At 63.4% G+C, this 13,239-nt stretch carries 12 protein-coding genes; 8 read left to right on the forward strand and 4 right to left on the reverse strand.

The window, feature by feature from the left end:
- Positions 1–5 precede the first annotated feature (5 nt).
- From BLW71_RS35780 to BLW71_RS35790, 3 genes are all read left to right on the forward strand, one after another.
- Complete coding sequence (locus BLW71_RS35780) at positions 6–644, forward strand: chemotaxis protein CheB (RefSeq protein WP_091808110.1); 639 nt, start codon at positions 6–8, stop codon at positions 642–644.
- A complete protein-coding gene (locus BLW71_RS35785; protein ID WP_091808113.1) occupies positions 641–1,768 on the forward strand; it encodes a hybrid sensor histidine kinase/response regulator in 1,128 nt (375 codons plus the stop codon). Before BLW71_RS35780 ends, BLW71_RS35785 begins: the two co-directional genes overlap by 4 nt.
- A 102-nt stretch (positions 1,769–1,870) precedes the next feature.
- Positions 1,871–2,689, forward strand: a complete 819-nt coding sequence (locus BLW71_RS35790) for a helix-turn-helix transcriptional regulator (protein WP_091808116.1) — start codon at positions 1,871–1,873, stop codon at positions 2,687–2,689.
- Between the two features lie 37 nt (positions 2,690–2,726).
- Here the strand turns inward: BLW71_RS35790 and BLW71_RS35795 are convergent, their stop codons facing one another.
- Positions 2,727–3,668 carry a LysR family transcriptional regulator gene (locus BLW71_RS35795; protein ID WP_091808118.1) on the reverse strand — a complete coding sequence of 314 codons (942 nt, stop codon included), beginning with the start codon at positions 3,666–3,668 and terminating at the stop codon, positions 2,727–2,729.
- 268 nt (positions 3,669–3,936) lie between these two features.
- On the opposite strand from BLW71_RS35795, the gene BLW71_RS35800 reads away from it, so the two are divergent.
- From BLW71_RS35800 to BLW71_RS35810, 3 genes are read left to right on the forward strand one after another with little or no spacing between them, the layout of a single operon-like run.
- A complete protein-coding gene (locus tag BLW71_RS35800) occupies positions 3,937–5,136 on the forward strand; it encodes an amino acid aminotransferase (RefSeq protein WP_091808121.1) in 1,200 nt (399 codons plus the stop codon).
- Between the two features lie 44 nt (positions 5,137–5,180).
- The gene (locus BLW71_RS35805; RefSeq protein WP_091808124.1) at positions 5,181–5,972 is read left to right on the forward strand and encodes a class II aldolase/adducin family protein; all 792 of its coding nucleotides are present in this window, start codon (positions 5,181–5,183) and stop codon (positions 5,970–5,972) included.
- 4 nt (positions 5,973–5,976) lie between these two features.
- Complete coding sequence (locus tag BLW71_RS35810; protein WP_091808126.1) at positions 5,977–6,960, forward strand: 2-dehydropantoate 2-reductase; 984 nt, start codon at positions 5,977–5,979, stop codon at positions 6,958–6,960.
- A gap of 124 nt (positions 6,961–7,084) precedes the next feature.
- Here BLW71_RS35810 and BLW71_RS35815 read toward each other — a convergent pair whose 3' ends face one another.
- The 3 genes from BLW71_RS35815 to BLW71_RS35825 all read right to left on the reverse strand — a co-directional run bounded on the left by BLW71_RS35815 (position 7,085) and on the right by BLW71_RS35825 (position 10,163).
- Positions 7,085–7,276, reverse strand: coding sequence for a hypothetical protein (locus BLW71_RS35815; protein WP_091808128.1), 192 nt, complete (start codon positions 7,274–7,276; stop codon positions 7,085–7,087).
- An 18-nt stretch (positions 7,277–7,294) separates the two neighbouring features.
- On the reverse strand, positions 7,295–9,040 hold the full coding sequence (locus BLW71_RS35820) for an FAD-dependent oxidoreductase (protein WP_091808130.1): 1,746 nt from the start codon (positions 9,038–9,040) through the stop codon (positions 7,295–7,297).
- Positions 9,041–9,227: 187 nt separating this feature from the next.
- Positions 9,228–10,163: a LysR family transcriptional regulator gene (locus BLW71_RS35825; RefSeq protein ID WP_091808132.1), complete on the reverse strand. Its 936-nt coding sequence runs from the start codon at positions 10,161–10,163 to the stop codon at positions 9,228–9,230.
- Between the two features lie 468 nt (positions 10,164–10,631).
- Between BLW71_RS35825 and BLW71_RS35830 the strand changes: the two genes are divergently transcribed.
- Together BLW71_RS35830 and BLW71_RS35835 are read left to right on the forward strand one after the other, a co-directional pair.
- Positions 10,632–11,795, forward strand: a complete 1,164-nt coding sequence (locus BLW71_RS35830) for a porin (protein WP_091808135.1) — start codon at positions 10,632–10,634, stop codon at positions 11,793–11,795.
- A gap of 183 nt (positions 11,796–11,978) precedes the next feature.
- A complete protein-coding gene (locus BLW71_RS35835) occupies positions 11,979–13,232 on the forward strand; it encodes an efflux RND transporter periplasmic adaptor subunit (protein ID WP_091808137.1) in 1,254 nt (417 codons plus the stop codon).
- The last annotated feature ends 7 nt before the right edge of the window (positions 13,233–13,239 follow it).

The following is a 13,239-nucleotide window of genomic DNA, read 5'->3' on the forward strand; positions in this document are numbered from 1 at the left end:
TCACCATGCCAAGCTCATCTGTTCACCCTGCTGCCGACCCTCAACCGCGTGCCGAAGCGGCACGCGGCTACGAGCTCGTCGTGATCGGCGCCTCGGCGGGTGGCATCGAAGTGCTGAACGTGCTGCTCGGCGCGCTGCCCGTGGACTTTGCCGCGGCCGTCATGATCGTCACGCACCTGCCGCCTGATTCACCCAGCTATCTGGTGGGCGCGTTCGCGCACCGCTGTGCTTTGCCGGTGCTCGAGCCCGATGCGGGCGAACGCATCATGGCGGGCCGCGTGCATATTGCACCGCCTGGCTATCACATGCTGGTGGAAGTGGACCGCACTGTCGCGCTCTCCACCGACGCCGCCGTGCGCTTTTCGCGCCCCTCGATCGACGTGCTGTTCGAGTCGGCCGCCGCCGTGTATGGCGAGCGCCTGCTGGCGATCCTGCTGTCCGGCGCCAACGACGACGGCGCGCAAGGCCTGAAGCGGGTGCGTGCGCTGGGCGGCGCCACGTGGGTGCAGGCGCCGGACACCGCCGGCTCCCCCGAAATGCCGCGTGCCGCGATTGAGCGCGGCGCGGCGCAATTTATTTACACTCCTGAAACCATGGCCCGGCGGCTTGCCGCATTGCCGGCCTCTCTTGACCCGATGCCATGACGAATTCACCCGTGAACATTCTCATCGTCGACGACATCGTCCACAACATCACGGCGCTCGAGGCCTTGCTGGCGCGGCCGGATCTGGCCGTGCTGGTGGCCGATTCGGGCACGGCGGCGCTCGACCTGCTGCTCAAGCACGAAGTCGCGCTGGCGATTCTCGACGTCAACATGCCCGGCATGAACGGCTTCGAACTGGCCGCGCTGATGCGCGGCAGCCCGCGAACCTCGCACGTGCCGATCATCTTTCTGACGGCGACCGCCCAGGATGCTTCGCGCACCTTCCGCGGTTATGAGGCCGGCGCGGTCGATTTCCTGTACAAGCCGTTCGATCCGCGCATTCTGCAATCGAAGGTCGACGTGTTCGTGCAACTCGAACAGCAGAAACGGCAACTGGCCGCGCAGCTCGTCACCACGCGGCAAATGCTGGAAGCCAACGAGATGCTGATGGCGGTGCTGAGTCACGATTTGCGCACGCCGCTCGGTGCCGTGCTGGCGTCGGCGGAATACCTGATGCGCACGGCCGCCGACGAACAATCGGCAACCGTCGCCGCGCGCGTGAAGAACAGTTCGCTGCGCATGGCGCGCATGGTCGACCAGTTGCTCAATCTGGCCCGTTTGCAGGGCGGGCGCCTGCCGTTGCAGCCGCGCTCGATCGAGTTGGCGACGCTGTGCCGCTCGGTGATCGACGAGTTCGCGTCGCGGGAGAACGGCAAGCGGATCGTGTTCGCGAGCCGCGGCAATACCGCGGGCGCGTGGGACACCGACCTCGTCTGGCAGGCCGTGTCGAATCTGGTGAGCAATGCGCTGCATCACGGCGTGCCGGGCGGCGATATCGGTGTCGAAGTGGATGGCGAAGCGGTCGATTCAGTGCGCCTGAAGGTCGCCAATCGCGGGACCATTCCGCCCGAGGTGTTTCCGCACCTGTTCAAGGCGTTCGGGCCGAACAATAGCGGCGCACGTTCGCGTGAAGGGCTGGGGCTCGGCCTTCATATCGTGCAGGAGATCGCCCGCATGCACGGCGGCAACGTCAGTGTGCATTCAGACGAAGCCACGGGCACGGTCTTCACGATCGAGTTGCCGAGAATGGTCACGTTCCAACGCGGGTCGTTTACGCGCAAGTGAGCGCGCTCATCCGGGGTGCTGAACCGGCAGTGAAAGACGGCTCCCGCGTGGCGCTGTGCTACGCTTGCAGGACCGAACCCAGCACGGCAACCCGTATCCATCATGCGTTCCTGGCGCATTTCTCCACCGCACCGCAGCGAACAGATCAGCACCTCGCGTGCGACTGAACTCGTCATGTCGATTTCGCATGCGGATGCCGATGCGCTGGCCGCCAGCATACTGAAAACGGTCGGCGATACGCTGCCGGTTTCGCAGTGCACCATCTTCGCGTACGAATTCGACGCGCGGCCGCGCACGGTTTCCGCGGCCGATCATCGCGGAGGCCGTTTTCTGCGCGACATCGCGGATCGCTATGCCACGCATTTCTATGCACTCGACGGCAACCGCGCGATCATCGGCCGGTCGTATGAAAAACCGGCTCGCGACGCGCTGGTGCTGCACCAGCAGCATAGCGACGAGATCGAAAACGAGGCCTATCGCGCCGCCTGCTACGCGCAGCCGAATGTGTCCGACCGGTTATCGTTGCTCGTGCAGCCCGTGGAAAGCGTCTGGCTGTCGATCAACCTGTACCGCGACCGTGCCTATGGCGTGTTTCAGCCAGGTGAACTGGAGCGCGTGGAAACTTTCGCGCCTCTGTTCGCGCACGCGGCCAAGGGCCATTACGCGTTGAATGGGCAGCATCAGCAGGGTTCGGCCGCGGCGATGCTGGCGCGTGTCAGGCGCGCTTGCCCCGCACTCACGCCGCGCGAACTCGACGTGCTGCGCGGCACGCTCGAAGGCGCGAGCGCCGTTGAAATCGCACAGCGCATGGGCGTCAAGCCTGCCAGTGTGATCACCTACCAGAAGCGCGCCTACGCGCGCCTCGGGATATCGAGCCAACGCCAGCTGTTCGCGTTGTGCATGGTGCCCGAGCGGGCCTGAGCCGACGGGCTGTCGCTGCTGCCGCTGCTGCTGCGCGTCATACGCGCCTTGATCGCGCGTCGGCCTGTGTCTCGCGATCCCAGCGTTTCAACCACGGCATGATGAAATCCGCGAAGCCGTCGGCGGGCGGCGACAGCGCGCGCTCGGTGGAACGATACACGCACACTTCGCGGATCGTTTCCGGATCGACAATGCGCTTCATGACCAGCCCGAAGCTGCGCGCCAATGGCGCAACGTAGGCGGGCGCGAGCGTGACGGCCAGCCCCTGCGCGGCAAGGCCGAACGCCGTGGTCACATTGTCTACGACATCTACGGGAATGATGCGCGCCTCCACCGGCAGGTTAGCCAGCATCTGCCCGACTGCGCGCTCGTGGTCGCGGCCGGTGGCGATGATCGGCACGCCGCGCAAATGCGGCCACTGCACGCGGCGGCGCGCGTTCAACGGATGGCTCGGCGCGCACCACATCACCCAGGGGCTCGCGAACGCCGGATCGCAACGCACGCGCGCGCCGCTTTGACGGTCGGGGCCGATTGCGAGGTCCACGTCGCCGCTTTCCACGCGCTCCACCAGTTGCTCGACCACGGTGTCGCAAATGCGGACCACGACCTTCGGTTTGTCGCGTGCGTAGTCGGCGATGGCGGCGGGCAGCGCGGTCGCCGCCAGCACCAGGGGCGCACCGATCCGCACGATGCCGGCGGCGCGGTTGCGGATATCGTCGGCGGATTGCGCGGCGGCGCGCACATGCCGCAACACCGATTCCGCCGACGACAGAAAATCCTGGCCCGCGCTCGACAGATTCACGCGCCGTGTGGTCCGGTCGAAGAGCCGGAAGCCGAGTTCCGTTTCGAGGTCGCCCAGCAACTGGCTGACCGCCGAAGAAGTCAGCCCGAGCCGTTCCGCCGCCGCGCCGATGCTATGCAAATCGACGATGGCGAGAAAGGCTTCGAACTGGCGGATGGTGACGCGCGTGAGTGGCATCTGGCGATTCTAAAGAAAAACTAACGAATCGTGAAAAATCGATTGATTGTGTACCGCGTGCGGTTCGCGGAGACTTGTCCCAATCGACGCACTCAGCCAAACCCGCTTAGACTTCCGTCTCGCCGTGTCGTGAGCAAAGCCGCCGCGCACGCCGCTGCACAAGTCGGGACGCAAGCCGCTGCACAAACCGGGATGCGCCGTGCAGTGCAGTGCGGTACGCCACTGCGCCAAACCGAGGCCGCCACGAGGCCCTATTCAAGGAATCACCATGTTCGACCATATTCCCGCTTATCCAGGCGATCCGATCCTGAGCCTGAACGAAGACTTTCAACTCGACCCCCGGTCGAACAAGGTCAATCTGAGCATCGGCATCTATTTCGACGACGCCGGCAAGCTGCCGGTCATGGACGCCGTGCGCCGGGCCGAAACCGCGCTGCTCGACTCGATCGGCCCGCGCTCGTATCTGCCGATGGCCGGCCTGCCGCTCTATCGCGATGCGGCCCAGGCGCTGGTATTCGGCGCGAACAGCGAGGCGCGCGCGGCGGGCCGGATCGCGACGTTGCAAACCATCGGCGGATCGGGCGCATTGAAGGTCGGCGCCGATTTCCTGAAGCGCTATTTCCCGGGCTCGCAGATCTGGATCAGCGACCCGAGCTGGGAAAACCATCGCGTGGTATTCGAAGGCGCGGGGCTGACGGTCAACACCTACCCGTACTACGACGAACTCACCGGCGGATTGCGTTTCGCCGACATGATCGACACGATCAGCCGCTTGCCGGAACAGAGCGTGGTGCTGCTGCACGCCTGCTGCCATAACCCGACCGGCGTCGATCTGAGTCCGGCGCAATGGGCGGAACTGGTGCCTGTTCTGCAGCGCCGCAAGCTGATCGCCTTCGTGGATATGGCTTACCAGGGTTTCGGCGCGGGTCTGGAAGAAGACGCCGCCTGCGTGCGCCTGCTGGCCGACGCGGGCGTTCCGCTGATCGCCGCGAATTCGTTCTCGAAGAACTTTTCGCTGTATGGCGAGCGCGTCGGCGCGTTGAGCGTAGTCTGCAAGAGCGCGGAAGAGGCGGGCCGCGTGCTCGGTCAATTGATGTCGACGGTGCGCGCGAACTACAGCAATCCGCCCACGCACGGCGCGCGGCTCGTCGCCAACGTGCTGGCCGATGCGTCGTTGCGTGCTTCATGGGAAGCGGAACTCGCCGCCATGCGCGAGCGGATTCTCGCCATGCGCGGCACGATCCACGCCGGCCTCGCCGGCCGTGTGGATGAAGTCATGCGCGCGCGCTACCTCGCGCAGCGCGGCATGTTCACCTACACCGGCTTGAGCGAAAGCCAGGTGGAGCGCCTGCGCAGCGAATACGCGGTGTACGTGCTGCGCTCCGGGCGCATGTGCGTGGCCGGACTGAACGCACGCAACGCGGATTATGTGGTGTCGTCGATCGCGGCCGTGGTGTCGGGCGCATAAGCGCGATACTTTCGATCAATAGAACGATAACAATGGAGCTGCACATGACCACTCTCGACATCCAGGCGCCGAGCGCGCCGAAGGCTCACGCGATGCATCCGGACGAATGGCAGGCGCGCGTGCAGCTCGCCGCGTGCTATCGCATTTTCGACCTGCTCGGCTGGACCGAGATGATCTACAACCACATCACGCTGCGCGTTCCCGCCAGTGTGAGCGGTGGCGAACGCCAGTTCCTGATCAATCCGTTCGGGCTGCACTATAGCGAAGTGACGGCAAGCAACCTCGTGAAGATCGATGCACGCGGACGCGTGCTCGACCACTCGCCGTATCCGGTGAATCCGGCCGGGTTCGTCGTGCATGCGGCGATTCACGAAGGCTTGCCGGATGCGCACTGCGTAATGCATACGCACACCACGGCGGGCGTCGCCGTGGCCTGTCTGGAAGACGGTTTGCAGCAAACCAATTTCTACAGCGCACAATTGCACGACCGCATTGCGTATCACGACTTCGAGGGCATCACCGTGCATGCGGAAGAAGGCCCGCGGCTGCTCGAACATATCGGCAACCGGCAGGCGGTGATCCTGCGCAATCATGGCCTGCTTGCGTGGGGCCACACGTTGCCGCAGACTTTCGCGATTCTGTGGACGCTGAACCGCGCCTGCGAAATCCAGATGGCGACGTTTGCGATGGGCCGGGCGCGGCCGGTGCCGGAGGACGTCGCGATTCGCTGTTCGCGCGACGCGCTGCAGTTCGATCCGCGTCACGGCGCGGGGCAGGATGTGTTCGATGCGCTGGTGCGGCGAGTGGACCGCATCGACGCCAGTTACAAGGATTGAAACGATGAAAGTAGCTATCTACGGCGCAGGCGCGATCGGCAGCTGGATGGGAGTGAAGCTCGCGCAGGCCGGCCATGACGTGAGCGTGGTGGCACGCGGCGAGACGCTGGCCGCGCTGCGCGAGCACGGCCTGCGTCTGATCGAAGGCGGCGTGACGCATGCTGTGAAGGTGAAGGCGAGCGACAATCCCGCGGATCTCGGTGTGCAGGATCTCGTCGTGGTCGCCGTCAAGGGACCGGCCATGGCGTCCGTGGCCGGGCAGATCGGGCCGCTGCTCGGCGCGCAGACCATTGTGCTGACCGCGATGAACGGGGTGCCGTGGTGGTTCTGCGACGGGCTCGGGCGCGACTTCGCCGGCAAGCGCCTGAAGTCGATCGATCCCGACGGTGCGATCGCCGCCGCGATTCCGAGCGCGCAAACGGTGGGCTGCGTGGTGCATGCCAGTTGCCTCGTCGAAGTGCCGGGCGTGATCCGTCATCATCAGGGCAACGGGCTGATTATCGGCGAGGCGTCAGGGCAGACGAGCGAGCGCGTCGCGTCGCTCACGGCCACGCTCGCGGCGGCCGGCTTCAAGGCGACGATGTCGGCGCAGATTCAGCGCGACGTCTGGTACAAGCTGTGGGGCAACATGACGATGAATCCGATCAGCGCCATCACCGGCGCGACCACCGACCGGATTCTCAGCGACGAACTGGCGCGCAACTTCGTGACGAGCATCATGCTGGAGGCCAAGGAGATCGGCGCGCGCTTCGGTATTCCGATCGAACAGGAGCCGGCGGACCGTCACGAGGTCACGCTCAAACTCGGCGCGATGAAAACCTCGATGCTGCAGGACGTGCAGGCGGGTAAAGCGGTCGAACTCGACGCGCTGGTGGCGGCGGTGCGTGAACTGGGGCAACTGACGGGCGTTGCCACGCCGTACACGGATGCGTTGCTCGGCCTCGCGCGTCTGCATGCGAGCACGCTGGGGTTGTATCCGAAGCAGTGACACCCGCATGAAGGATGAGCCGCACGCGCTGTGCCGAACGGTGATGTCTGCCTGAAGGAAAAGCAGAAGAAAAAGCAGAAGGAAAGCCGCCGCGCCCATACCGGGCGCGGCGGCTTTTTTCGCTTTATGCGGTCACCGCGGTCGAAGCCGGCAGCCGTGCCGCTTCGATCAACGACAACGCCCGCTGCGGGTCGTCGAGTTCGGTGAGGCACAGCATCGCGAGGCGCGCCAGATATAACGGCGCTTGAGCTTCGCCTTCGTTAGTGAGGGTCTTGCACAGCGTCGTGTAGACCAGGTCGAGGTCGCTGTCCGTCATGATGTGAGTCTCCGTGAATCAAATCGTCAGCGCTGCGCTGATGGCGCGCTGCGTGGCCGCCGCGCTGCCGTTGCGCCAGCGGGCGAGTACATGGCCGTCGGGCCGGATCAGATAGACCGTGCCGGGCGTGGCGTCGAGCATGTCGTGCAGGCGGCCGGTGTGATCGAGCATCGTCGGGTTGGCGGCCTGTGCGGTTTCGTCCTTAGCCAGCGTGATGGCTTTGAACGGAATCCCTTTTTCGGCCAGCGTGCCTTGCAATTCCTGCCACGCATGCTCTTGCACAGAATCGGCATTCGCGCCGAAGCGCAGCGCGGTGAAGCAAGGCTCGAGCAGATCCGTGAGATGGATATCGACGCTCGCGCCGCCGTCCAGTCGTTCGAGCCGGCATTCCGGCAACACGGTGCCGGGCGCCGGGCCTCGGCTGAACGAGCCGGCGGCGTCCGCGGCGGCCTCGTTGAGCGGCGACTGTGTATAAGCGATGGCATGCGTCTGCCGCGGATTGATCAGCGGACGCACGGCGGCGTGCCGCTCGGCGAGTCCGAGCACGGCCTCGCGCATCAGATTGAAGGCGAATGACGGCGGCGCCATGAACTCCGTACTCTTCATGCCGTAGCTCAGGTTTTCACGCGCCGCGAAGACGCGCTCCGCGCTGTAGCTGTCGAGGAGCCGCGGCGAAGCCACGCCGTTCACCACGCAGGCCAGCTTCCAGCCGAGGTTGTCCGCGTCGTCGATACCGGAATTGGCGCCGCGCACGCCGAAAATTGGTACGAGATGGGCGGCATCGCCCGCGAACAGCACCGAGCCGTGCCGGTAGCGTTCGAGCGTCAACGCGTTCGCTTTGTAGACGGTGATCCAGATCGGCGACCACTCGCCCGTCTCGCCCATCGCGTCGAGCACGCTCTGCACGCGCGGCAAGACGTTCTCGGGCAGGACGGCGGCTTCCGGGTCTGCGTCGTCGCGAAGCTGGTAATCGATACGCCAGACGTTGTCAGGCTGCTTATGGACCAGCACCGTCGAACCGGGATTGGACGGCGGATCAAAATAGGCGAGGCGCTCGGTGGCGCGCTTGCTGTTTAGCTCGATATCCACGATCACATAGCGGCCTTCGTACGTGGTGCCGGTGAGCTTCAGGCCGAGTGCCTCGCGAATCGTGCTGCGGCCGCCGTCGCAGGCGACCGCCCAGTCGGCGTGCATCTGCCACGCGGTGTCGCCGGTGCGCAGCGTGAGCGTCGCGCCCGCCGTACGGTCCGGCTCGCCGCGGCCGTCTTGCGCCGGTTCCTGCTCGATGCCGGTCACGCGAGTCTGCCAACGCATATCGATCAGGTCGGCATGCCGCTCCACCTCGTCGAGCAACAACTGTTCGATCTGGTATTGCGCGATATTGATCATGGGCGGCAGCGATTGTTCGTCGTCATGATGCATGGCGAAGCGAAACACTTCGGTGTCGCGATAGAAGCTGCGGCCGCCGGCCCACGGCAAGCCTTTTTGCAGGAAGCCTTGTACGACGCCGAGGCGCTTGAAAATTTCCAGACTGCGCCGCGAAATGCAGATCGCGCGGCTGCCGGTGCACACGCTGTCGTCGGCTTCGATCAGTACCGAGCGCACGCCCTGGCGAGCCAGCGCGAGCGCCAGCGTCATGCCGACCGGGCCGCCGCCGACGATTGCCACGGGCCGCCTGAGCGGGTCGCGTCCGTCGACCAGCGGCGGCACTACGCCCTCGTGACGACGGGGCGAAAACGGATAGGGTTTGAAGGGGCGGTTCATGCGCGTCTCCTGAATCTTCGCTGCCGGGATTGCCCGCCGGGGCCGGTTAGCTCTTCACAGGCGGTGCGAATCGATAACGAAGTATGAAGGAGGGCGCATGCGGCGCTGTCCTCATTTTGGGTACGGACATGGATGGCGCGGCCGCGCCGCCTGCTCGGAAAGGCCGGCCGAAGGGCGGCGCGCCGTACTACTTGGTAGCGGGCGGCATGGAGGTCAAATGGTCCGCGTTGGTACGAAACCACTCGACCGAAAAGTCGACGAATGAGCGGGTTTTTGCGGAAATGTGACGGCGATCCGCATACACCAGCGCTAACTCCTTGTCGGCATTCGTGATACGGAAGTCTGTCAGCACCTGCATGAGTGTGCCGTTGCGCAAATCGGTCAGCACATGGTTCTCAGGCAAGACCGCGATCCCCATGCCCGCAAGCGCGGCTTGCCGCAGCATCAAGGCGTTGTTCACCACGAGCGCGGCGTCGAGCGTGACGCGTTTCTCGCGCCGATCCGGCGAAACGAAGATCCAGTTGCCGTCATGCGAGGCGGCGCTGAGGGCGAGAAAGGTGTGGGAGGTCAGATCCGCCGGCCGCGACGGCACGCCTTTCACGGCGAGATAGCTGGGGGACGCGACGGCAATGGGACGGACACTCAGCAACGAGCGTTTAATCAACGTGGTGCCGCTGATCTGCTTGGGCAGCACGATGCCGACGTCGAAGCCCTCCTTCACAAAATCGACGTGCTGATGCAGCAGCGTGACCGAGAGTCTGACATTCGGATACTGCAACAGATACTCCTGTAGCAGGGGTGTCAGGCTGGACAGTGAGAACGACGCGCCGGCAGCGATTCTCAAGGTGCCGGACGGCTCGATCGTGCCGCGTATCGCAACCGTTTCGATCTCCTCGATTTCATCGAGAACGTTGCGGCAGCCCTTCGAGTAGATCTCTCCCTCTTCGGTCAGGGAGAGGCTGCGGGTATTGCGATTGACGAGTCGTGTGTTGAGGTGAGCTTCGAGTTGCTCGAGGTAACGCGTGGCCATGGCATTCGAAATGCCGAGATTGGCCGCGGCCTGTCCGAATGACATGGTTTCTGCGATGTTGATAAATACGCGCATTGCCTGAAGCTGATTCATGATATCACCAACGCTGTAACGGATAGGTGCGGAAAAATTGAGATATTAGTTTTTAACAGATAATCAATGGTCTCCCGGCCTGCGATTTATAGGCGGGTTAAATGTGAATTAATTTTGATTTACGGTATCGGTATTTCGTTCTCAAAAAAAGACGGGGTTTTGTTTTGTTGGTCTTCAGCAACGGTCAATCCTGGCGTCGTATCGAGCGGCAATGGGCATGAGCGATGCGCATCCTGCGCTGCGTGGGCCTCGCCCGTCCTTCGCAAGAATATCTCAAATATAAGTTGAAAATACTTTTGCATAGTTTTGCGCGGTTGCGTCAAAGGCGGGCGTCTAAAATTCAAATCGCACGCAGAATCTGTCTTCAATGCGAATTCAAATGAATTGGAGATGGGTGCATCCTGGTTGCGGCAGGTTTGTTCTTATGTCGGCAACTTAGTTTTAAGATAAAACGCCAAGGTATTCCAAATGAAAAAAATCATTACTGCGACCGCCGTATCCGCCACTTTTGCGTGCGCGGCGCACGCCCAGAGCAGCGTTACGCTTTACGGCATTGTCGATGCCGGTCTGACGTACGTGAGCAACGAAGTCAGCAAGGATTCCACCGTCACGTCCGACGGGCGCGTCACGAATGGCAAGGCCATGTTCGGCATGACCGGCGGCAACATCCAGCCGAGCCGCTGGGGTCTGCGCGGTGTCGAAGATCTGGGTGGCGGACTGAAAACGGTCTTCAACCTGGAGAGCGGTTTCAACATTGCCAACGGCAACCAGGCGGTGTCCAACAAGCTGTTCAACCGTCAGGCGTACGTCGGCCTGTCCAACGATTACGGCACGGTTTCGTTCGGCCGCCAGTACGACTCCGTAGTCGACTATCTTGCACCGCTCACGGCGGCCGGCAGCTGGGGCGGCACGTATTTCGCGCATCCGGGCGACAACGACAACGCCAACTCCTCGATTAGCGTCAACAACTCGGTCAAGTTCCAGAGCGCGAACTACGGCGGCTTCTCAATGAGTGGCCTGTACGGCTTCTCGAACAATGCGGGCTTCGCCGACAACCGGGCGTACAGCGTCGGCGCGGGTTACCGCAACGGTGGCTTGCAACTGGGTGCGGCCTATCTCCAGTACCAGGGCATGGACCTGAACCAGAGCAATGGCGCGGTTAGTGGCGGCACCTTCGCGGCGTCCGCCATCAGCGGCGTTCAGAATCAACGCACCTGGGGTCTCGGCGGAAGCTACGCATTCGGTCCGGTCATTCTTGGCACCGTATTTACGCAAAGCCGCTTCCAGGACAAGTTTTCGGATATCTCGGTTCGCTATAACAACTACGAGGTCAATGCACGCTACAACCTGACGCCGGAACTGGGTCTGGGCGCCGCCTACACCTACACGCAGGCATTGCGCGCGGCGCCGGGCACTAGCGACACGAATACCGGCGCGGCCCACTGGAATCAGTTCGGACTGCAGGCTGACTACTCGCTGTCCAGGCGTACCGACGTTTATGCGGAAGCGGTCACGCAGCTTGGCGCGAACAACGGTCGCGGCCTGAACACCGTGCAGATCAACGGCACCTCGGCGCCGTCCACGGCGAGCAATCAGTTCCTCGTGACCACGGGCATCCGTCACCGGTTCTGATCTGACTGCTGTTTCCGTTTGCCGGGCTGATGCGACCGACCATGTCTTTCGGGGTGTGAGCGGTTTCCAGCCAGCGCAATTGATTCGCGCACAACTAACGGCCGCGCCTTGCGGCGCGGTCACACGCAATCAATTGCTTTGGCGCGCATGCCCGGCTGTTGAACTATTTTTCACGGACCGTTCATGCCAGTTTTGCTGTTGCGCTGCCTGATTCGCTCGTTGAACGCACCGAAACGCCTGCTCGGTGAGACGCGGGGACGGCCGGCGCTTATGTTGGGTCTGTTCGCTTTACTCACCGCCTGCGGCAAGCCCGCCGCTCCCGAAGCCTCCCAGCCGGTCGACGTAACGGTCACGACCGTGGCGCCACGTGATACGCCCGTGGACTTCGAGTTTGTTGCCCAGACCCAAAGCTCGCGCGCCGTGGAAATTCGCGCCCGCGTGGATGGTTTTCTCGACAAGCGAGCCTACACGGAAGGCGAGATGGTTCGTCAGGGGCAGACGCTCTTTCTGATGGATCCCAAGCCATTCGAGGCCGCGTTGCAATCGGCACAGGGCGCGCTGGCCCAGCAGCAGGCACGGCTCGGTGTCGCGAAGGCGAATCTCGCGCGCGTCGTGCCTCTCGCCGCGCAGAACGCCTTGAGCAAGAAGGATCTCGATGATGCGACCGGCAGCGAGCGCGAGGCCGCGGCCGCGGTCATTGCCGCGAAAGGGCAGGTTGAGGCCGCGCGATTGAACCTCGGCTACACCACGATCAAGTCGCCGCTCGCCGGCTTGTCGAGTTATGCAAGACAGCAGGAAGGCAGCTATGTCACGCCGGCCCAGTCTGGCCTGTTGACGTACGTGTACCAGATGGATCCGATGTGGGTCGAATTCAGCATCTCGGAGAACGAGATGCTGCGGTATCGCGACCAGATTTCAAAAGGCCAGTTGCGCTTTCCCGCTAACGACCAGTTCGAGATCACGCTGTTGCTGGCTGACGGTTCGACGTTTCCCGCGCGCGGGCGTATCGACTTTGCCAATCCCGTGTTCAGTGCGCAAACAGGCACGTTCCTCGTACGAGCCGTATTCGCCAATGAAAAAGGTGCGTTGCGTCCCGGCCAGTTCGTGCGCGCGAGGGTGTCCGGCGCCGTGCGGCCGAATGCCGTTCTGCTTCCCCAGCGGGCCGTGCAGCAGGGCGTAAAAAGCCATTTCGTATGGACGGTCGACAAAGACAACAAACCTCGCCAACGGGTCGTCGAGATGGGCGAATGGCAGGGCGATGACTGCTTTATCAACGACGGCTTGCGCGCTGGCGACAGAGTCGTTGTGGACGGGGCGCTGCGGTTGTCACCCAATGCGGCGATCAGCATAACGGGGAATGCTTCTTCCGTGGAGCATCGCGCCAAAGTCATGCCGCCCGTTGCGCAACAGCAATCCGAACAAAACTCCGCGCGTTAATCCCGCG

Origin of the sequence: Burkholderia sp. WP9, assembly GCF_900104795.1 — a bacterium.
In the GTDB taxonomy this organism is placed as follows: domain Bacteria; phylum Pseudomonadota; class Gammaproteobacteria; order Burkholderiales; family Burkholderiaceae; genus Paraburkholderia.